Origin of the sequence: Pseudomonas sp. JL2 (genome assembly GCF_031570495.1) — a bacterium.
Lineage (GTDB): Bacteria > Pseudomonadota > Gammaproteobacteria > Pseudomonadales > Pseudomonadaceae > Aquipseudomonas > Aquipseudomonas rhizophila.
This window is the reverse complement of record NZ_JAKUDH010000020.1, coordinates 1-21973: the sequence shown is the minus strand read 5'-3', so window position 1 is coordinate 21973 and position 21973 is coordinate 1. Positions and strand designations below refer to the sequence as shown.

15 protein-coding genes and 1 tRNA gene are annotated in these 21973 nt (G+C 58.6%); 6 read left to right on the top strand and 10 right to left on the bottom strand.

Going from position 1 to position 21973, the window contains the following annotated elements:
* Nucleotides 1–14: 14 nt before the first annotated feature.
* On the bottom strand, nt 15–941 hold the full coding sequence (locus MKS85_RS21915) for a chemotaxis protein CheV (RefSeq protein ID WP_047228760.1): 927 nt from the start codon (nt 939–941) through the stop codon (nt 15–17).
* Between the two features lie 78 nt (nt 942–1019).
* On the opposite strand from MKS85_RS21915, the gene flgA reads away from it, so the two are divergent.
* The 4 genes from flgA to MKS85_RS21895 all read left to right on the top strand — a co-directional run bounded on the left by flgA (nt 1020) and on the right by MKS85_RS21895 (nt 3624).
* Nucleotides 1020–1784: a flagellar basal body P-ring formation chaperone FlgA gene (gene flgA, locus MKS85_RS21910; protein ID WP_188252301.1), complete on the top strand. Its 765-nt coding sequence runs from the start codon at nt 1020–1022 to the stop codon at nt 1782–1784.
* 173 nt (nt 1785–1957) lie between these two features.
* Complete coding sequence (gene flgM / locus MKS85_RS21905) at nt 1958–2272, top strand: flagellar biosynthesis anti-sigma factor FlgM (protein ID WP_047228762.1); 315 nt, start codon at nt 1958–1960, stop codon at nt 2270–2272.
* Between the two features lie 48 nt (nt 2273–2320).
* Entirely contained in the window at nt 2321–2788 is a 468-nt protein-coding gene (locus MKS85_RS21900; RefSeq protein WP_047228763.1) for a flagella synthesis protein FlgN, read from the top strand.
* 89 nt (nt 2789–2877) lie between these two features.
* Nucleotides 2878–3624 carry a flagellar brake protein gene (locus tag MKS85_RS21895; RefSeq protein WP_047228764.1) on the top strand — a complete coding sequence of 249 codons (747 nt, stop codon included), beginning with the start codon at nt 2878–2880 and terminating at the stop codon, nt 3622–3624.
* 62 nt (nt 3625–3686) lie between these two features.
* Here the strand turns inward: MKS85_RS21895 and MKS85_RS21890 are convergent, their stop codons facing one another.
* The 5 genes from MKS85_RS21890 to MKS85_RS21870 form a co-directional block, all read right to left on the bottom strand.
* Nucleotides 3687–5060 carry an MFS transporter gene (locus MKS85_RS21890; RefSeq protein ID WP_310663134.1) on the bottom strand — a complete coding sequence of 458 codons (1374 nt, stop codon included), beginning with the start codon at nt 5058–5060 and terminating at the stop codon, nt 3687–3689.
* A gap of 68 nt (nt 5061–5128) precedes the next feature.
* Nucleotides 5129–6370: a glutamine synthetase family protein gene (locus MKS85_RS21885; RefSeq protein WP_188252305.1), complete on the bottom strand. Its 1242-nt coding sequence runs from the start codon at nt 6368–6370 to the stop codon at nt 5129–5131.
* Between the two features lie 254 nt (nt 6371–6624).
* A complete protein-coding gene (locus tag MKS85_RS21880; RefSeq protein ID WP_047228767.1) occupies nt 6625–7317 on the bottom strand; it encodes a sensor histidine kinase KdpD in 693 nt (230 codons plus the stop codon).
* Nucleotides 7310–8917, bottom strand: coding sequence for a tetratricopeptide repeat-containing response regulator (locus tag MKS85_RS21875; protein WP_139049353.1), 1608 nt, complete (start codon nt 8915–8917; stop codon nt 7310–7312). The genes MKS85_RS21880 and MKS85_RS21875 overlap by 8 nt, the downstream gene beginning before the upstream one ends.
* A gap of 284 nt (nt 8918–9201) precedes the next feature.
* Nucleotides 9202–9411: a hypothetical protein gene (locus MKS85_RS21870; RefSeq protein WP_223194580.1), complete on the bottom strand. Its 210-nt coding sequence runs from the start codon at nt 9409–9411 to the stop codon at nt 9202–9204.
* Between the two features lie 435 nt (nt 9412–9846).
* Between MKS85_RS21870 and MKS85_RS21865 the strand changes: the two genes are divergently transcribed.
* Nucleotides 9847–10284, top strand: coding sequence for a hypothetical protein (locus MKS85_RS21865; RefSeq protein WP_047228769.1), 438 nt, complete (start codon nt 9847–9849; stop codon nt 10282–10284).
* Between the two features lie 155 nt (nt 10285–10439).
* Here MKS85_RS21865 and MKS85_RS21860 read toward each other — a convergent pair whose 3' ends face one another.
* From MKS85_RS21860 to MKS85_RS21845, 4 genes are all read right to left on the bottom strand, one after another.
* On the bottom strand, nt 10440–11078 hold the full coding sequence (locus MKS85_RS21860; protein ID WP_047228770.1) for a hypothetical protein: 639 nt from the start codon (nt 11076–11078) through the stop codon (nt 10440–10442).
* An 8-nt stretch (nt 11079–11086) separates the two neighbouring features.
* On the bottom strand, nt 11087–18853 hold the full coding sequence (locus MKS85_RS21855; protein ID WP_188252303.1) for a DUF637 domain-containing protein: 7767 nt from the start codon (nt 18851–18853) through the stop codon (nt 11087–11089).
* Between the two features lie 39 nt (nt 18854–18892).
* Entirely contained in the window at nt 18893–20599 is a 1707-nt protein-coding gene (locus MKS85_RS21850) for a ShlB/FhaC/HecB family hemolysin secretion/activation protein (protein ID WP_188252304.1), read from the bottom strand.
* Between the two features lie 356 nt (nt 20600–20955).
* Nucleotides 20956–21032: transfer RNA gene (locus MKS85_RS21845), tRNA-Arg, on the bottom strand.
* A gap of 524 nt (nt 21033–21556) precedes the next feature.
* Here MKS85_RS21845 and MKS85_RS21840 point away from each other — a divergent pair.
* Nucleotides 21557–21883, top strand: a complete 327-nt coding sequence (locus MKS85_RS21840; protein ID WP_047228772.1) for an Arc family DNA-binding protein — start codon at nt 21557–21559, stop codon at nt 21881–21883.
* The last annotated feature ends 90 nt before the right edge of the window (nt 21884–21973 follow it).

Sequence of the window (21973 nt, the reverse complement as noted above, 5' to 3'; positions counted from 1 at the left end):
AACGCGCCCAACCTTTATTCTGCAGCCTTGATGCGCTCGACTACCCGGGAAGCCAGGTCATCGGGCCGGAACTTGGCCAGAAAATCATCGGCCCCCACCTTCTTGACCATCGCCTGGTTGAAAACACCGGACAACGAGGTGTGCAAGACAATATGCAGCTTTTGCATGCGCGGGTCGTTGCGGATTTCCGACGTCAGGGTGTACCCGTCCATCTCCGGCATTTCAATGTCGGAGATCATCATCAGAAACTCCTCTTCCGGCTTCTTGCCCTCTTCCACCAGCTTGCGCAGGTAATCCAGGGCCTGGCGTCCGTCGTTCAACGCTACCACTTCGACACCGACCGTTTGTAGACAACGGGTCACCTGCTTACGTGCCACCGAAGAATCATCAACCGTCAGGACCCGCAGCGAAATCGCCTTGTGCTGGGTTTCGGCGTCGACCACCCCCACGGAAATCGTTTCCGGGGTCGGTGCCACTTCGGCGAGGATTTTCTCCACGTCGATGATTTCCACCAACTGGTTATCGACCCGGGTCACCGCCGTGAGGTAGTGATCGCGACCGGTGCCCTTGGGCGGCGGATGGATCTCTTCCCAGTTCATGTTGACGATGCGCTCCACCGAGCGCACCAGGAAGCCCTGGGTCTTGGTGTTGTACTCGGTGATGATCACGAACGGATTGCTCTGATCCAGAAGCCGTCCCGAACCGGTCGCCATCGCCAGATCGAGAATCGGGATGGTCGCTCCGCGGATATTGGCCACACCGCACACGACGGGGCTGGACTTGGGCATCAGGGTCAGCTTCGGGCACTGGAGCACCTCGCGAACCTTGAATACGTTGATCCCGTACATCTGTTGGCCGTCGAGACGGAACAACAACAGCTCCAGGCGATTCTGACCGACCAGCTGAGTGCGCTGGTTTACCGAATCCATTACTCCCGCCATGCCCTGACTCCTACCTAACGCTAATGTGTCCGACGCGCATTCATCACTAAACGGCACGGGGCTTGCTATTGAACCGGCATGAACGCACAAACGACATTTTTTCGACGCCTGACCACTCACTGCCGCCACTGGCTCGGTGCACTGTTGGCTGCCTGCCTGCTCGCTTTGGGCGGCCCTGCCTTTGGTGCTGTTCCGGTTACCTTGCCTGATCTCCTTATCGGCGTCACTCAGGGCTTTCTTGAATTCACCGTAGAAGACTACCTGGCAACCAGTCAAACCGAAGGTCGCTACGAAATCGAAGTCAACCAGCTCGACCCGCGCCTGCGCATGCCCATGTGTGACAAGGAATTGACTGCGTCTCTGGAGAGCCCGGCCAGACCACTGGGCCGGGTCACGGTGAAGCTGCGGTGCGACAGCGCCGCGCCCTGGACGGTGTTCGTGCCCGCTCAAGTGCGCCTGTTTCGCGAAATCGTCACCACCACCCGTCCGCTCAAGCGGACCGGGATCGTCGAGCCTCAGGACGTGACACTGCGTGAACGGGATGTCAGCCAGATCAACCAGGGTTTCCTCACCTCCGTCGATCAGGCCATCGGTCAGAAACTTGTCCGACCAATGGTCGCCGACCAGGTCATTACCCTGGTCCACCTGGAACAAGCCGAAGTGGTGCGCAAGGGCGATCAGGTGGTCATCACCGCCCGCAGCGGGACCCTGGCCGTGCGGATGCCGGGCGAGGCTTTGTCCAACGGCGGCATGCGAGAACAGATTCGGGTAAAAAACCTTAATTCCCAACGTGTTATCAAGGCGCAGGTAATGGCCCCAGGCCATGTGGAAGTGGCTATGTAGAGATCGGGTGGAAATGGGTAGAGAGCTGGCGCTTGCCCACGGTGTTCCCTAGACTGTGCCTTACGCAAAGGCAAGCGCAGACGTGCGCACGTTCATTGAATAAATGAGCCTAAAGTTTTTTTGGGGATGGCCGAAAACATGGCAAGCGTCCAAATACCCAGAGGTTTTTTACCATGGTCATCGATTTCAATCGTTTAAACAGCTCTTCACCGCTAACAGGCACTACGCGCCCTAACGCCAGCAAGGAAACCGTCGAAACCGACAAATCCGCGCCGGCCGAACAAGCCGCCACTGTCAGCAACGGGGAGTCGGTACACCTCAGCAATGAGGCTCAGCAGTTGCAGAAGGTCACTGACAAGCTGCGCGATCAACCTGTCGTCGACAACGCCCGCGTGGCCGAGTTGAAAGCAGCAATCGCCGATGGCAGCTATAAAGTCGACAGCAACCGTGTAGCCAGCAAACTGCTCAACTTCGAAGCCCAGCGCTAGGCCAACGCCTGCGCCAGGCTTTTGGACGCTTAAGACCTAAGGCCAGCCATGCACGACACTAATTTGTTGCAACTGATCACCGACGACTTTGCCCCGGCGCAACAATTGCTGGAGCTATTGCAGGCCGAGTCCCTGGCATTGCACGGTCGCGACATGCCGTCGCTGGAGAATATCCTGGCGCAGAAACAGGCATTGATCATTCTGCTCGATCAGCATGGCCGCAAGCGCAGCGAGATCCTCGCCAGCCTCAACCTGCCCGCCAATCGCGATGGCCTTGAGCAGCTGGCCAGCCAGTCGTCGGTGGGCGATCAACTGTTGTCCCAAAGTGAAGTCCTCAACGACCTGCTCGCTCAATGCCAGGCCGCCAACATTCGCAACGGACAGTCGATCCAGGTTCAGCAAGCCGCCACCGCCAACCAGTTGCGCATTCTCAACGGCGGTGAAATCCCGACGCTCTATGACGCTCGCGGTTCGACCGCCAAGATGGTCAAGCACCGCCCGCTCAGCCAGGCATGAAACGAACAGTGCCGGCGCTCTATCAACGCGCGACACATGCTGGCAAAATGCTGGCTACTCGTCGTATTTTGCCTGGAGATTGACCCACCGTGTTCAATGCCTCAAACGCGGATGATGCTCCGCAGCCGCCCAAGGTCCTCGCCACGCCCCTGGAAATTTCCGGCAACCTGCGGATGCTGCAAGATAGCCATGACCCGCTGATCATCACCTTCCACGAACGCAGCCAGCGCTTCCAGAGCTATCTGGTCGATGTCGACCGGGAGCGTAACGCCCTCGCCCTGGACGAAATGATCCCCCGGGACGGTGAACGCTTCCTGTTGGCGGGCGAGCCGTTTCGTGTCGAGGGTTTCCATGATGGCGTGCGCATCGCGTGGGAAAGCAACGGCCCTTTGACCATCGATGAGTCCAGCGACGGCCGCTGCTATCGCGGCGCCTTGCCTGATGAAGTGGTTTACCACCAACGCCGCAACGCCTTCCGCGCCGCCCTCAAGCTGGCGCAACTGGTAAGCGTCGAGCTGGGCGGTGACAAACTCAAGTCACCGGTTGACGGCAAGCTGCTGGACATTTCCGCCACAGGCTGCAAGTTGCGTTTCGAAGGTGACATTACCGCACGCCTGCAATTGGGCCAGGTCTACGAGCGCTTTATCGCGGCATTGCCCTTCGGCAACATGACCGCACCGGTCGAACTGCGCTATCTGCATTTCGAAGAAAGGATCAACACCACCTTCGCCGGCGTACGTTTCCACAACATCAGCGGCCTGGTGCAACGGCAAGTTGAGCGTTTCGTGTATCAGCTACAGCGCGAAGCCCGTCGTTTCGACAAAGACGACCTCTGATTTTCGACACGTAAAAAAACGGGCAGTCCCTTGCGGTGACTGCCCGTTTTTTTATGACTGGCTCAAGGCCTGGCCTGAGTGAAATCGGGGCTCGACGGCTCGTCGCTGGCCTCTCCGGCGACAACCTCCTCCATGACGGGTTCTTCGTCGGCCGGTTCTTCCGTCGGCACAGGATCGACGTGCATCTGCTCCTGCACCACTTGTTCGTCCACCCGGGGATCGAGGCACGCCACCAGAGGCGAACTCGACATACTGTCCGGCATCGCCACGTGATGCAGCGGTGCGTCGTCGACCTGATGCAGGTTGGTCACCGCCTTCGGCCGGATTCGCCACACCAGCACCAGGGCGAAGAAGGCAAAAAAGGCATAGAGCATCTGGCTGCCGAACATCTTCATCAGCACCCCCGCTACCAGCGGCCCGATACTGGCGCCAACCCCATAGGTCACCAGCAGCATGGCCGTCAGGGATACCCTTCGATCAGCTTCGACGTGGTCGTTGGAAAACGCCACCGCCAACGGATACAGGCAGAACTGCACCAGCGAACAGAAGAACCCCGCGACGAACAGCACCTCCAACGGCACCGTCGGCAATATCGCCAAGGGCAGCGCACAGACCGTCAGCACCAGCGCAAAGCAGCGGATCAGCAGCGCCCGGTCATATCGATCGGAGAGCCAGCCCAGGGGCCACTGAACCAGCAATCCGGCAAAGATGCAGCTACCCATGAACAGACCAACCTGCTCGGTCGACAGCCCCTGCTGAGAAGCGTACAGCGGCGCCAGGCCATAGAACGAACCGACGATCAGCCCCGAGCCCAGCACCGTACTCAATGACTGCGGCACTCGCTTGATGAAAAAGCGCGGCTCCATGGGCGCCGGGTGCAGCGCCGCCGGGTGAATCCGCCGGGTGAGTGTCACCGGCACCAGACACAAGGCGAAGCACAGCGCCACCAGCATCAGCAACTCAAGCCCCAAGGCCGGGTGCATGACCAGAATCAACTGACCCAGCACCAGGCCCAGGTAGGAAGCGATCATGTAACCACTGAATACCACGCCACGCTGCTTGGCATCGGCCTGCTCGTTGAGCCAGCTCTCGATCACCATGTACTGGCACATCATGCCCAGGCCGACAATTACCCGCAGCACGATCCAGGCCGGCAGCCAATCCACCAGGCCATGGCCCAGCACCGCCGCACCGACAATCCCGGCGCAGGCCGAATAAGCCCGGATGTGCCCGACGCGGGCGATCAGCCGGTGGCCGATCTTGCCCCCCAGCACCAGGCCGAAATAGTTGGCGGCCATCAGCGCACCGACCCACAGGCTGTCGACATTGTCGGCAGCCAGGCGCAAGGCCAGGTAGGTACTCAGCAGGCCCGAGCCGATCAACATCATCAGCGAGGCGAAATACAGCGCTCGAAAAGGTTTCCAGATTTGGCGCATCGGCGTTCCGAGCGGCTCCTTGAGATGAGTACGGGCTATTTAGAAGATAGCCCGAATGCGACGTTTGGTTATGCCTGGGCCGCTAGAACACGCCGCTCCCAGGGAGTAATTTCATCAAAGAAGCTGGTCAGCTCCATGGTCTTCGAAGCGATGTAGCCTTCGATGAACTCCGTACCGAACAGTTCCTTCGCCAGATGACTACGCTTCAGACGTTCCAGGGCAGCATGCAAGGTACATGGCAGCGAAAGATTGTCCGGCACTTGGAATTCGCCCTGGATCGCGGCGCTCGGCTCCAGGCGATTTTCGATGCCATAAAGCCCCGCAGCCAGACTGGCGGCAATCGCCAGATAGGGGTTGGCATCGGCACCCGGCAGGCGATTCTCGACCCGACGGGCCGCTGGCGAACTGGCGGGAATCCGCAACCCGGCCGAACGATTGTCATGGGACCAACAGGCATTGTTCGGTGACGCAAACGGGTGACACAGGCGCTGGTAGGAATTCACGTTCGGCGCGAACAGCGCAGTGAAATCCGCCATGCCGGCCTGTTGCCCACCGATGAAATGCCGGAACGCCGCCGTCGGCTCGCCCGCTTCATCGCTGAACACATTGCGGCCGCTGTCCAGCTCGACGACGCTCTGATGAATATGCATCGAACTGCCCGGCGTATGAGCCAGGGGCTTGGCCATGCAGACTACGGTCAGGCCGTGTTTGAGGGCAACTTCCTTGAGCAGGTGCTTGAACAGGAACGTCTGGTCGGCCAGCAACAGAGGATCGCCGTGAAGCAGATTGATCTCGAACTGGCTCACGCCCATTTCATGCATGAAGGTATCGCGAGGCAAGCCCAGCGCCGCCATGCATGCATAGACCTCTTTAAAGAACGGTCGCAGGCCATTATTGGAACTGATGCTGAACGCCGAGTGACCGTCTTCACGCCGTCCGTCCAGGCCCACAGGGGGCTGGAACGGCTGGGTCGGGTCCGGGTTGGGGGCGAACACGAAAAATTCCAGCTCGGTCGCCACCACGGGCGCCAGGCCGAGGGCGGCATAACGAGCAATAACCTGTTTGAGCTGACCGCGCGTGGAGAGCCGGGAGCTTTCACCAGTCAGCTCATCAGCGTCGCAAATCGCCAAGGCTCGCGGCTGTTCGCTCCAGGGCAAGCGGTGAATGTGTATCGGGTCGGCCACCAGCGCCAGGTCGCCGTCGTCGCTGCCATAAAAACGCGACGGCGGATAACCGCCCATGATGCATTGCAACAGCACACCCCGCGCCATCTGCAACCGTCGACCCTCGAGGAAGCCCTCGGCAGTCATCACCTTGCCTCGTGGCACGCCATTCAAATCCGGGGTGACACACTCAATCTCATCAATGCCCGTCAGTCGCTGCGCGAGTGAACATTGGCCATCCGTCGTCATGACGCAATCCTTGTTATGTGCGAGCCGCTAACGGCAACCCGTACAAAATAGGCTTCGGGTGTTCGGAATATCAAGCGGCCCAAGACAATAAACAACAAGCCCTGGAATACTGGGTGGGGTTGTGTCGACTGATTTATGAGTGCCGGGCAGGCTCAGGGCAGATAAATCCGGAACACGCCCCCGCCCAACGCGCCGCCATTGGCAATTTCGGTACGCCCGCACAGGCCGCCACGCTGATGCAACCCGGCAATCCGCGCGGCGAAGTACAAGCCCAGTCCGGTGCTGCCGCTGCTGTGATTGATGCCCTGCACATACTCGGCCTGACGCTCGATCATCTCGGCCGGGTAGCCTTCGCCGTCGTCATTGATGGTCAGCACCAGTTGCCCGGCCTCGTCGCTCGCACTGATCAGCAACGCCTGGCGCGCGTGGCGGATGGCATTGTTGATGCTGTTATCGAGCACCGACGCAATCAGCTCACGATCGAAAAAACCCAGGGGGCTCAGCGGGTCGACCTCGTAGGTGACCATGATCCCGCGACTGCGGAACACATCCTGATGACCGGCCAGTTGCGCCTCGATAAAGTCATCCAGCTCGTGATAGGCCGGATGCAGCGGCAACTGGTTGACCCCCAGCTTGTACAACCCCAGCAACTGCACCAGCAGGCCATTGAGGTGGGCGAACTCGAACTCCATGACGCCCTGCTCCGAGGTCTGCCGCTCGGATTCGGGCAAACGCTCAAGCCACTGGGTATGAGCCTGCATGAGCAAGGTCAGGGAGTTTTTCATGTCGTGCACGGTAGACGCGATCACCGTGGAAAAATCGAGAGCCTGTTCGCTGTCATTCATCGCCAAATGCCTTGCTTCGCAGTTTCTGATAACGCGCAAAACGCGCATCGGTGTCGGGCATCATGCCCACCAGTTTCAGGCAGGCGCGGCACTCCTGCAGCAGCTCCGATTCCACGCTGGTATCGGTGCCATGCAACAGTGACTGCGCCATGTTCAAAGCAATACTGATGTTCTTCGGTTGCATCTTCAGGGCTCGACGGAACAGCTCTCGCGCCTCGGGCAACGCGCCGGTCTTGTAGACGCGCACACCTTCACGGTTCAGCTCGGCGGCGGCATTGCCTTGATTGAGGATATTCGGATCGTCGGTCAGCTTGGCGATGCCTTGCATCACCGTCGGATCATCGCCATAGATCTCCGCGCAGTTCTTGAGCATCGACTCGCCGGCGCTGGTCTGACCGAGCATTTGCAACTGCTTGGCCACCAGCAACGCGGCCTCGGCGCTCATGAACTGCTCCATGCCGTCGAGGCGCTGCAAGGCCTGCTCGGTGAGCTTTTCGGCGGTTTCGGCATCGTTGAGCAACAGGCTCGTGGCCTTCATCAACCGCGCACGCACCTGCAACCCAGGATCGTTGAGATTTTCCTTGGCCACGGCGCTGAGGGTGGTGTTGATTTCCAGCCGGGTGCGGGTATCCAGGCCTTTTTCGCTGCCCTTGCTGATCAGTGCATGAGCCAGGCCCAGGTTGCTTTCCGGGTCCTTGAAGCGCGACTGTGCGCCCTGCCCCACCGCTTGGCGATAGGCCTTGGACGCGGTCTCGAAATCTTCGTTGGTCATTGCCAGCTTGCCCAGCAGCGACTGCCGTCGCACCGCCAGTGGCGATAGACGAACCGCCTCTTCCAGCACGTGTTGCGCCTGCTTCGTATCGCCTTCGGCCACCAACACTTCAGCCATGCCGTCATACAACGCCGGCATCATCGGGAATACTTTCAAGGCCTTCTCATAAACATCCTTGGCCTGCCCCACCAGACCACGCTTGAACAACAACTTCCCCAGCCCCGCATAGGCCCACGGCAAAGGACGGTCAGCCAGGATGGTGTTGTACAGACGCTCAAGGGCTTCATTCTGATTCAGGTCCCGCAGCGCATCAGCCCGATAACGCAGACACAACGGCCCGTAGCGCGGATCCTGCTTGCACAGGGCGATACAGGCATTGAGCACTTCCATCGGCTTGCCACGATCCAAGGCTTGCAGGATCGGCTTGAGCAGGGTCTTGCGCTGCTCGAGCCGTTCCAGCCGCTGGGCCAGACCGGAGCGGTTGAACGGTTTGGTCAGGTACGCATCCGGCTCATGCTCCAAGGCACTGAGCACCATCGCCTGGCTGCTTTCAGCCGTCACCATGAGAAACACACTTTCATGGCTGATCAGCTTCTCGACCATCAGGTCTTCCAGCACCTGCTGACCGTTCTTGCGACCGTCGCCCAGGTGATAATCCTGCAAAATAAAGTCATAGCGCTTCTGTGAGCACATGCGCAGCGCCACTTCACCGGTGTCAGCGGTGTCCACGTCCTTGACGCCCAGCTCACGCAACATGGACCGGACGGAACTGCGGAAATCCGAGAAATCATCGACGATCAAAAAACTTTTTTGGTGGTACGCCAGCATCGAGGATGTCCAGGCAAGTAAAAAGATGCACCCAATGGCAAATCAACGAAACGCCGTGTCACCGCCCGGTGTGGCGCGCATTGCTAGCCGTTTTCGCGCGCCGAAACGCGATAGAAAACAGGGCTCGTCAGGGTATCGGCAGGAAATGGCGTTCCGTTAAGAGATTGTGTGAGGTGGTTCCGGGACCCATCGGCTACCTGCCGGGCATGGAACAGGTGGACCGGGGACATGGTTAACCTCTGCCTGGCCGTGACCTTGAACAGCTTGGTTGGGCGGTTCAGCCCTTAACAAAAGGCCAGCTCTTGGGTTAGGGACTGTAGGCTCTCAGCATCAATGCCCTCCACGACAGTGAATAGCTGGTCGGGGGATGGCTTCTTGTCAGGCTGGGCGGGCTTGGGGTTCAGATAGGAATCGATGACACGCTCGGCGTTGGCGTCGGCTGCGATGTCCAGATGCAGCGGGGGAACGGGAGGGTCTGGTATGAGTTTGTCCATGGAATACCCCTAACGTAAGTGGGAGCCGCCACGTCCGCTGCTAAACGAGTGGGTGGCAGCCGTGCGCAGGTTAGCAGACCGGTACGTTAGGAAACCGGCGCACCCGAGGATGCCCTGCGCATAGCTGCCATAAGAATTCGGGCAACAAAAATGCCCGCATTGAAGGCAGTTGCCATGCGCCTAACGTGATTCCGAGCTGCTAAACCCGACCGCTAATTGGCAGCGGTGGACAAAGACTAGGCACCGGAATCAGCAGGCGCAAGGGACTGGAATTTTCTAGGAAATGTCCTACAAGTCAATGGGGAATATTCTTTCCGTCGGTTCCTACGGCGAGCTGGTTTAGTCGTTCCAGGCCGAAAAAATTGCGTATAGTCCCGCCCGCCGCCTTGCCGCAATCCGCTTTGGTAAACCGCCGTTTCTAGAAGGAGCTTGAATTTGTACAAGGGATTTACAGGAGTCGTTTTTCTGTTACTGGGCGGCTGCTCGCTGCATCCATATTCCAAGGATGAGCTGTTGAACACCGGCACAACCAGCCCCGAGTATTGCCTGACGCAAGAGCGGGCGGTGGTGGAAGAACGCGTGCAAGGCTACCTGAACCACTGCTTCCACCCCCAAGTAACCGAGCTCAACACCGGCGCAAGACTCGTCAACACCATTCAATTGAAAGTCGACCGGAACGCCGAAAGAAGTGACATGGTGCTGTGGGCGCCAACAATTTACGGAAGCCAGTTCTATATGAACCTGATCGTCTCGGAAAAGAACCCCGCCTGCAAAACCACCATGACCGCCGTGGCTTCAGGCTGGGGATTCGCGCGAAACTTTCCGAAGATCCTGGAAAGCGCAAACGGGGAAGACCCGTGGTGCCCGCTATAACCTCCACCAATTGATTAATCAACTGGCTCTCGTGGCAAGGGAGCTTGCTCCCGCAGGGCTGCGCAAGCAGTCCTCGCGCCGCTATAGGTATGTCACGCCCCCCTTCGCTTATCAAACAAGCTGCCCCCTCTACTGCCATCAACGCCTCGCTTAAATCAGCTACGTTGCCGCGGCATAAAATCTTCGATGCTCTTGTTTCTCAGTTGCAGCAGAGACATAACGAATTCTGGCTCGACCCCCATCAGAAACTCCATAGCGTCGTAGATTTTCCATTGATGTATTTCGGGGCGATCTATTATCGAGCTGAGGTGCTGTTTAACAAACGGGATGTACTCCGGATACCGCTCACGCTTTAAGAAGGCGAAAGCGTCAGATATTTCAAAGGGTTCCGTTCCTGCCAACTCGATGATAGTAGACAGTGGTAAAAAAACTTGAGCCCTAGCGACTTCCCTTTGTCCCCTGTCGACCATATTTGCGAAGTACATGGTTACAGCCATGAGGATCTGGCGATAAGTATCATCGTATCCATGCAACCTGTGGGGGTAGGTATTTTTGATAAGTTCCGGCTTTTCCATGCTTTCGCTTAATGCAACCAACCCCTCGAAAATCCCCCAGCTAGTCAACAATTTTGCAGCTTCGAAGCGCACAACATCATCATCTGAATTGCGAAGCAAATCCAACACTGCAGTCATTCTTTCCTGCGGTATATCTTCGGCATCCAGCTCACCTGCCTCGGCGGCATAATCAGCATGATCCGGTATGCCGTGGAGTAGGTCGTAGGTTTTCCGATCCACAATGAACCCTATTTCTGAATGAATTTAATATAGCCGGCCGGTACACAACCCTTGATCAAGCACTCACCATCACGCATCACGTTCACCAGGTCTGACTCCGCCCTGCTCAATGAAGTCTCATTTTTTGGGCTGGGGTTGCTTGTGTATTTATTCCGCGCGGCATTTACCCTAGCCTGAAGCTCAGCAACGACCTCACGATTGCTCAAAAACTTTGTGTCTGGTAATACACCAGAATCTATATCCTGCTGCAATCGCTTGACGTCGATTTCTATTTTTTGAGAGCCGTAATCTTTAGGATTGGATGACACTCTCGGGTCGGTCACAGAAATGTACGGAGAATTTTCAGAACCGCCTCCGCGCACATGTGTCTGAATGCTGCCTGTCCCCTCAAGATTAGGGGGTACCAAATCGCCATTCTCTTTAATGTAGGCCTTTGGCTTTCCATTTCCCCCCACAGATAAAGAAAAATCATTGTCGCTGCGCACTACTACAGGGTCGGCTGGAACTTTAGGCACACTGGAACTGCCAGAGTCTTTAGCACCTTGACTCGCACTACCCCGTCCAGATGCCCCAATCCTCGGCACCCCAAGACTCGCCGCATTCATAGCGCCGACCACAATGTTGCCGATGCCATTCCACGTATCACCATCGTAGACCTGGCCCGCACCGTGTCCTGCTTGGAGTGCACCATTCGCCGCAGCTGCGACCCGAATCGTAGTGCCGAGATTTCCGGTCAGGAAATACAGAGCAGGTGACCCCACGTCACTCATCGCCTGCATTTCACGATTGATGCGCAGGTAACCCTCAGCATCGCGGTACAGCATTTCGCTAGCGCTCTGGTCCCTGGACCAAAAGATGTTGGCCACCGACACGCCGTCCCGAGCTCTCAGGTCGTCGGCGTAGGCAATTCGCTCCTGGGTAGTACCGCCCGCATACGGGTAGTCTCGGTATGGATCCGGTCCGTTTTTAAGCAGATTATTGATGCTCGTGCGAGCAGCCTCCACCCCGTATTCCTGGCTTTGCTCGTAGCCGTAGACCTGAAGATAAGCGCCCAGCTCTGTTTTCTCTGCCGGAGAAAGCGACGCGGGATCGGTGTGAAAACGCTCCAACAACGCATCGCTACGCTGGTCCGAGCCTTGGAGCACCATCATCTTTTTGGCGGCGTCCAGGCTCTTGGTTTCTTCATACTCCTTGAGAGCTCTGTCTCGCTCCGCTTGGGAGTGGTCTCCGAGGAAGTTGTAACGCGTGCCGTTTTCCGCCACTTGCGCGGCAACGTCCAGATCTCCATTGGATGCCGCAGCGCCTAGTACGCCGACAACTTTTGAAAGTGCGACCAGATTCTCTTGGGCCCGAGTGTATTCAGGTGTACCGGGCTCCAGATGCGAGGGCAGGAGCGTATCCCCCAGCAAACCGATAAGAACCTCGTTTGCCCCGCCCGCTATTGCTCCTGTACGGAAGTCTCCTCCCATGACTTCCGCCATCAATCCGCCCAAGGCCGAATGAAGCAGAATCGCTTCCAAGCTGCCTTCGGCCAGACCGAAGTCGCCGATTTTTCCGGCGCCATACGCTCCACCAATGCTGGCCGCCGTTCCAGCCAACGAAGTTGCTAAGTTGTCTTGGTAACTGCCTCCGTACACCGCTGTTTTAATCGCAGCATCCGCAGCCACTTTCATAGCGACTGTCTTTACGCTCTCGGCATTGAAGCCAACCGTGCTGGCGTCATAGCCAAGCCCTTGGGCAACCCCTGCCGTAGCTATCGAGACGGCATACCCTTTCAGGCTCTCCTTGGAAGTAACGTCCTTGGCAATCGCGCCGAGGTTTCCTCGGTTGTCGATGGTACTGACCGTCGCCTTGGTCGCGACGCTGATTGCTCCGGCCTGAACCATGGTATTCATGCCAGCCATCATCGGCCCCATAACGGCCGCGAGGGCAATGGCGATGATCAGTTGTGAAGCCGGCCCCAAGCCCGACGTGTTGTATTTGAAGGACTCATGGATCTCCTTTACTTGCCGCCAGTCCACGTCACCGCGCTGCTCGGCTTCCTTGATCCAGGCCAGTTGCGGATCGGCTTTTATCATCGCATCAATGGTCTGGCTGACCGTTTTCTGATCGACATGCTTGATGTCGATCTTCAGACCTTCGACTGCCTTGATGGTGATATTGCCCGCCGCCGCCATCTGCGTCTGGCGCAGGGTTTCGTCAGTATTACCCTTGCCCTTAGCGGAGTTCCAGAACGCATTGTTATTGGTCTTCGTATGGCTTTCGTCGTGCAGATCCTTCACGCCTTCGAAGACGATGGCGCCGCCACTTTCCAGTATCAGGTCCTTCCCGCTTTGCAGCTTGGCGACTTGGTAGCGCTGGTCATCGCCACTCTTGAGCGTCAGGTCGCCTCCCGTCTGGATCTGGCTGCCGATATGGGTGATTTGTGTCACCTCATCGCGCCGCATCTTCAAGCTGCCCCAACCGCCTTTTTTCTTCATGTCATACAGCGAGTAATCACGATTCTGCTCAGCCAACAGACTCAGCTGCTTCCCCGCCACCAAATAGGCCGCGTTACCCGCCGCAATCTTGCTCGCGACCATCAACAGATCATTGTGCGCAGCAACCCTTACATCCCCCCCAGCATCGAGGGTGGTCGCCTGCTGCGAGACATGGTCCTCTTCCTTGTTGATCTTCTTGCCGCTGCGCTTGTAGCGGTATTCGCTGGACTCCTCGTTCGCCGCCGAGATCAGGGCGACATCGTTGCCGCTCAGGTTGATATCGCCTTTGGCTTGGAGATGGCTGGCGACAACAGTGAGGTTGTTGCCGGCGGTGACGTTCAGGTTGCCACCCGCCTTGACCTCACTGGCGTGCTGAACGGTCTGGCTTTGCTCCCAGAAGTGGCGTTTGTCCTGGCGCATCGAGCCGCTTTCTTCGCGAGCCGCGGAGATGACAACGTCGTTGCCCGCGCTCAAGTCCGCGTTGTTGCCCGCGGTAATCGCGCCGCCCACGTTGAGCAAATCGCCCGCTGCACGCATGGTGAGATTGTTACCGGCCTCGATACGCGCAGCATTGTCGACAACGGAGGTTTTCGAACTGAAGCCCTTGCCGCTGTTTTCGATGGTGCTAATGGTCCGGTCGTTGCGGATGTCGCCGGTCAAGGTCGACAGCTCGACGTCCTTGCCCTTGAGGATGCCGCCTTGCATGTTGACCAGGTCTTTGCCCGCGACCAACTTGAGCCGCTCACCAGCCTCGGCCAGGCGCGTGTTGACCAGATTGTTCCCGGCCGCCGCCGAGAGGTTCTCGCTGGCACGCAGCGTCCCGGCGTTCTTCAGGTCGGTGCCTGCAATCAGGGTGAGGTTCTTGCCTTGGATCAACGCGCCATCGGCCATCAGCCGGTTGTTGGCCTGGGCCAGGTAAAGCACCGGCACCAGCACATGTTGACCATTGACGACCTGATCTTCCATCCAGACGATGTCGTGGGTCAGCGCGGCGACTTGTTGCGACGTCAGGGTCACACCAACGGCCAGGTTCAGTTGCTCCTTGCTGGCGATGGCATTGTTCATCAGGTACTTGAACATACCGTCGTCGGAGGTCTGGCCATCGAGAAAGCGTTGGCCGGTGCGGGCGATCACGGCTTGCTGGATCAGGCGTTGCTCGTACAAGCCATCGCCCAGGCGCTTCCAACTGGTGTCGGGGTCATAACCCAGGTTGCCCAACAGGTAGTCCGAGCTCATGAACTGCTTGAGGTCGGTCAGCGCGGGGTTGGTTTCAATCAGGTATTTCGGGCCGATGATGACCCGGCTGGCGGCCGAACCCTGGACAGTGGCCTGGCTTTGGTCATGACTGTTTTGCGCTGCGGCCGCGCTGTCGACGACACGGAACAAGCCATTTTCGCCCGTCGGCAAGGTGAACCCGGGCATGGTGGTGGGGTTGACTTGTTGTTGGGCCAGGTCAGGCGGCAGCTGCGGGTTGAGCACCACGACCGCTGGCTGTGCGGCGTCGGCAACATCGGTGGCCGCTGACTTGGTCGCGCCAGCCAGCGGCGCCTGGAACTGCACGATGCTGCTGTTCTCCAGCCGCTGCGTAGCCTGGATGCTGATGTCGCCGCCCGATTGAACAACCGCGGGCGCCAGCGATTCCCCTGGCGTCACTGTGGTGATGTCGCCTACCTGACGGAAGGAGTTGAGCGCATCTACCGGCACCTGTTTCGGATTAGCCTGGGCGTTGTAGGGGACAATGTATCTGTCGCGGAAACGCTCGTCGGTTCCATCCGTGACCCTGCCGGTGTTCCAGGTCCGCGTCCTGACGCTGGTCCCGGCGGCGGCGCCAGCGTTGGCGAAGTTGTCTGCGGTGATCAGCAGGTTGCCAGCCGAGGCCATCACGCTGTATTGGTTGGTCACCGCAGAGCCATCAACGGTCAGTTTCGCCCCACTCATCAGGGTGGCACTGGCCGAGTCTTCAAGCACTGCGCTTTGGTAGGTCTCCCGGGCTATATAGTCGACGTTGTGGTGGTCACCACCGCAGTCATAACATTTGACACTGATGGAGCCCGACACCAGCTCATCGGTGGTGGAGAAAACGTCCTTGCGATTGATCAAGGTGTCGCTGCGCAGCGACATGTCCTTGGCCGATTCAAGGGTGCCGGAGATGTTCTCCAGCAACGTGCTGCGAGCGACGCCATCTCGTGCCGCGACATTCAACGCCCCCAGGCTGTAGACGTCCGCACGATAGTTGGTGAAGCGGTTGAAACGCAGGGCCATGTCCGCGCCACTGAAGATCAGACCGCGATCGTTGAGCGCCTCGTTGGCAACCAGTTCGACGGTGTCGGCGCCGCCCAGCGTGCCTGTATTGACCAGGCTCGTGGCGGCCAGGGAGAACTTGCCGCCGCCGGTGATCCGTCCGGCATTGTTCAATGCACCGAGACTGGTGACGGTGGTGGTGCCACCGCCAGCCAGGCGCGCGCCGCTGGAGAGATCGATACTGGCGGCGCTCAGATCGAATTGATCGACACTGCTGAGGCGGCTGTTTTCGGTACCGACATAAGCGCCGGTCAGCTTCAGATCCAAATCAACGTCGCTGCTGATGGTGCCCGCGTTATTCCAGGTGCCGCCCGTGGCCAGCAGGCTTTGCACGGCGATCAACTTGCCGGTGCTGATCTGATTGAGCTGGCCCACCTTCAGGTTCAGGACATTGGCCTGGATATCCGAGCTGTTGTCCCAACGTGCCGCGTCGACGGTCAGGGTGCCTGAGGTCATCAGGCTGCCGCCGATGTTGCTGAACCTGGCCAGGTCCACACCTAACGTGCCGGTGCCCACATGACGAACATTGCCGTCAGCATTCTTGAAGCCTGCCATCTGCAAGGACAGGTCCTGGGTAGCCGCTTCAATGACGCCGCCCTGGTTGTCCAGCAGTTGATCAACCGTTAGCGTCGCGGTCCCCAGCTTGCCCACCGAGCGCAACTTGCCGCCCTGATTATCAATCGATACGGCCGTGATCAGCAGGCCGTTGGAACCTTCGACCAGACCGCGCTGGTTGTTCAGCGCCCCGGTCAAACCAAAATCAACGGTGTTTGCCGCGGCGCGTCCGTCGCTGTTGTCCAGATCCTGGGCACGCACCGTCAGGGCCTGTTTGGCGAGCACTGCACCGTTGCGGTTCTCGAACGTAGCGGTAGTGAGCTCGGCGCTCCCGGACAAGGCCGAGATTTGCCCACCATTGTTGAGCACCGCTTGTTTCGCATCGAGATTGACGGACTGCGCCTGGATCAACCCGGCCTCGCCAGCGGAGGTGAGCGACTCGCCGTTATCCAACACCTTGTTCAACTCAGCTTTCAGCCAACCGCCAACACTGGCAAGAACACCGCCACGGTTATCGAGACTGTTCGCCTCGACATCCACGTTCCCGGCCTGGGTAATGGCGCTGCCATCCCGGTTGACGAAATCCCCGGTGATATCGACCTTCAGGTCACTCTGGCTGAGCAGGCTACCTTTGGTGTTATCGAGACCACCGCCGTTGATCGTCAGCCCCTGTTCGGTGCTGATGATCGCCTCATTGTTATTGAACAGTTGCTGGTGAGCGGTCAGGCTCATGGCCTTGACCGAGGCGATATAGCCATCGTCGCTGTTGTTGATGCGGTCTGCGGTCAGGGTCAGTTTCCCCTGGCTGACCACCTTGCCGTCCTGCTGGTTGAAGCTTTTCAGCGTGGCAACGAGATCACCCTGGCTGGTGATTTGTCCTGCGCTATTTTCAGCGCTACCACCCCCAAGGGTCAGTGCGGCGTCGGACGCAATTTTGCCGCCGCTGTTATCCAGCGTTTGCGCTTCGAGCTTCAGGAAGTTGTTGCTGCTGATAACGCCTGCGCTGTTCTTTAGCGTCCCGGCGATCAGAGTCTGCTCGCCGTCGCTGGCGATGATCCCTTTATCGCGGTTATCCAAGGCTCCAGTGGCCACTGCTTGAATGTTGCCTTGGCTGACCAGCGTGCCGGCGCGGTTGTCGATGTCCTTGCTGTCGAGCGTCAGGCTCTTGCCGGCGGAAAAAGTGCCGCCGCGATTGTCGAGGGTCTGCGTCGTCGTGGCTTTCAAGTCGCGACTGGCGATCACGCTCTGCCCGCGATTGTCGATGTTCGCCGCGGTCAGCACGACATCGCCAATCTGGTTGCGGGTGTTATCGACGTTGACGCCTGCTTCGATGATGCCAAGGTTGTTGAGCTGGTCGTCGGTGGTCAGCGTGACCTTCTCGCGCGCCGCGATAGCGCGCTGGTTGCTGAGAGCGCCCTTGGTTGTCACCTGAACATGGCTGCCGGCATACATCGTCCCTTGGGCGTCCAGGCTTTGAGCCTTGATCTCGACGGCGCCTGCCGCCGTGGTTTGCGCCAAGCTCAAATGACCATTGGCATCAAGCTGGATATCACCGCCACTGGCGACCATCTTGCCGTCGAGCTTGACCCCGACCCCGGCCTCGGTGCCCACCAGTTTGATGGTGCCAGCGTACATGCCACCCAAGGCCGAGGAGTCGATGGCCAGTTGCGGTTTGGCGCTGCCGTCGTCGGCACGGACGGTGGCATTGAGGGTATCGGCGTTGACGTCGTTACGACCGGCAATAATTGTCAGATTCTTTGCCTGGATCTCGGCATTGATCTTCGCGCTGCGGGTGATGATTTCGAAACGGTCGACGTTGTTGGCGTTGAGGCCTGCGCCTTCGATCGCAACGCTGCCCTGGTCGACCTGATAGCGACTCAACTGACCGTTTTCGATAATCGGTTTGCCGGTGGTCAGGGTCGCCTTCGGGGTATTGATAAACCCGCAACCATTACAGGTGATGCCATAAGGGTTGGCGACAATGACATGGGCCGACTGCCCCGCCACTTCGGTGTAGCCACGCAGCTGGCTCGGGTTGCCGCCGTTGACTTCGTTGAGGATGACTTTGGCGGCCGTGCCCTTGAGGTTCGGGTTGCCGAGGATGATCCCGCCCAGTTGCGTGGACTGGGCGGCGTTGGTGGCGTTGTTGAGGATCACGCCGTTGCTGCCGACGTTGTAGTCCTTGAACTGGTTGTGAGACAGGCCACTGCCGTTGGGCTTGGCGATGTTGACCACCGGCACGCCATTACCGGCCTGGCCGAGGCTGGTGCCCGGGGCGCTGACCACGATGCCGCCCGCCTGGGCCCACATCGGCTGCCAGAACATGACGTTGGCCAACAGGAACGCCAGGCCGCGCTTGGGCATGCCCCAGAAGTGCTCGCGGGTTTGCACGGCAGCAGAAGGCTGGCGGGCCAGGAAGGCGTATTGACGGTCGTCCATGATCAAGTCTCGTTGCAGCAGTTTTTAAAAAGGCTGTATTTAGAAAAAGGAATCCACGCGGAAATAGATCGGCGCTTCGCGCTCGGCCAGGGCATCCGGACGTTCCAAGGAGTGGGCAAAGGTCACGCTGGCCGTCAGGTGCTCACCGCGGGCGAACAACTCCACCGAATTGCTCGACATGCGCCCGTGCTGGTCGCCGTTGTAGCGATTACCGCGAATCACCCCCACGTCATAACCAAGGCTGGTGCCGTACTCGGCGAACACCGGGCGCAGCCACTCCAGCGTCACCGGGCGGCTCCAGCGCAGGTCGTTGCGCCAGTAGCCACCACTGTCGCCGGACAGCGTCTGGTCCTTGTAGCCGCGGATCGACGCCAGACCGCCCAGGCTCATGCGCTGCGGACTGAACAGCGCATCTTCACTGCGCTGACCGGTCATCAAGCTGCTGAAACTGAAGGATTCACCGCCCAGCATGAAGGGCTGCAGGTAACTGACGGTGGCGGTGTATTTGCGATAGCGGGCGTCGGCCTGCCCGGGGCCCGGATCGTCGTCGCCCTGGGCATCGAAAGCGCCGATGCCTTGCTGTACACCCAAGTCCAGATTGACGAATGCATTGCCGACCCGTCGTCCATGGTTGATGCCGAACTGCGCCTCGCTGATGCGATTGCTGCTGTTACCGAGCTTGCTGTCGTTGACGAAGTTGTTAGTGCGCAGGTACGCCAAGCCGGTGTTGAGCGAAGTCTTGCTCACCGCGTCGCGATGGACCACCCGCTCCAGGCGCACCTGATGGCTCTGACTGTCGCCACTCTGCTTGAATTTGAAGCCATTGGCCTGGCCCAGGGCGCGGTACTCGCTCTGACTGTAGCTGTAGCTCAGGTTCCACCAACCAAACGGCAGGTTGTAATAGAGCATGGCATTGCGCGAGGTTTTCTGATGATCGCTGACGGCATCGTGGCCGCCGCGCAAGGCCAGTTGATCGGCCAGGCCCAAGGGGCTGTCCCAGTCGAAGGAGGTGCCCCATTGCTGTTCACCGGTGCTCTTCTGGCCATCGTTATGCCGCGCCAGACCAATGCGCCAAGGCTTTTGCGGGGTGTTTTTGACCAGCACATTACTGCCACCGAGATCTTGCCCCGGCGCCAGCTCCATCTGCACGCGATTGGACGGCAAACGGTTCAGTTGATCGACCATCTGTTCGATGTCCCGCAGATTGAGCAAATCGCCCGCCTTGCCGGGAAAGCTCATGGCCAGTTCCCGCTCGGACAGGCCACTGCCCTCGGCCCCCTTCAGCCCTTCCAGCCGGCCCTCAACGACCAGCACTTGCAAGTGACCGCTGGACAGGTCCTGTTGCGGCAAATAGGCACGACTGGTGACCAGGCCTTTTTCCAGGTAGTAATCGGTGATGACCTTGAGCAGCTCGTTAAGCTGTGGCACGCCCAGGCATTGGTTGATATAGGGCTTGAGCAGTTGTTCGCGCTCACTGGCCGAAAGACTGTCGGCGCCCTTGATTTCGATGGTCTTGATGGGGAAGCAACGGGTGTCCACAGGCGCAGTTGGCTGAGTCGGCTTCGCCGCCTTGCCAGGCAATTCCTTGAGTTCTTCCAGGCGTCGACGCTGCTCTTCGAGCAAGCGATCCTGGCGTTCGCGGATCAGGTCCGTGTCGCCGGGTGTTGGCGCAGCGTAGGCAAGTGTTAGCGGAGAAAGGCACAGCAAAGCCAGGCACGACCTCGCCCAATGGGCGGGTGAGAACATGTTCGATCCCTCGATACGGAAATGGCAGCAAACTGGCGAGCAGACAAAGCACCGGATATCGGTCTTCTCATTTCGGGGAACGCCGGAAAGTCCAGGCTGACTCCGAAAATACTCACGCTACTAATGCGCAAAACTACGCGCACACCAGACCCGGCATATCGCCTTCGGTTCAAAGGAGGGGAAACTTTCTGCTCAAAAAAGAGACGTGTCTCACAGGACGCATTAGAAACCACCGACATAAAGCGTCTTGTCGGACCTGTACGGGGTGGATTTTTTCGCGATGAGGGAACCGACGCCCGTACCGACCAAGGGGATTTGGCGCAAGAGAGGCAAACCAGTGGGGGGCTGGAGAATGATGGTGTCCCAGGGCAGGTTCGAACTGCCAACCTTCCCCTTAGGAGGGGGATGCTCTATCCAATTGAGCTACTGAGACACAAGTCGACCACGAGAAACGCGGTGCGTTGGACGGCGTGCATGTTAACGGTCAGCCTGGCGTTTGTCATGTCGTCCATGGCTTTTTAAGTGTAGGCAAATGTACCGTTCGCCAAGTCTCCCATCGAAGAGCCTGGACCGGACCGCCGCTCATCTGGCCCACCCTGCTCATTCTAGTAAATCGGCAAATCGCCACTATCCTATACAATACAAGGACAGCACCGCGCCGGCGCCTACGTCACGGTTATCCGCCAGACGGTATGGCACATCGACACGATGCAGTGGTCACAAGATGCGGACCTGGAAATTTTTCCAACCAGTCCGCATTTTTGACGAAGGGTACTGGCATAACGCCTTTACGCGGATCAATATTTGTCACAGAATTGGCGCCAATGATCTGGCAATTTTGAGGCATGATGCGGGCCTCTTAACAATTCAGGTTGAACATTTGGCTAAGGGGCTTGTCCTATCGACATCCTGCGGCCAATCCCGAGAACCGCTCCCCTGAACTAACCGGTTAAATATATGCGCCCAATGAAACAGGCAATTTATTCCAGCCGTACGGCTGACAAGTTCGTCGTACGTCTGCCAGACGGAATGCGGGAACGCATTGCCGAGGTGGCTCGCAATCATCACCGCAGCATGAACTCCGAAATCATCGCGCGCCTTGAGCAAAGCCTTATTCAGGAAGGTGCGTTGGGTGAAGAGCTCAGCATGCGACTGGACAGCCCAGAGCTGTCACTGCATGAACGCGAGCTGCTTCAACGATTCCGACAACTCTCTCATCGCCAGCAAAACGCTCTCGTTTCGCTGATTGCTCATGACGTAGAAATGACCGCAGACGCGTCCTGATAGCATCCAAGATATTGAAGCCAGCCTTGTGCTGGCTTTTTTTTGCCTGGTGTCTCGTCCTGAATAAGGTTTACACCTTCTGACCTATCC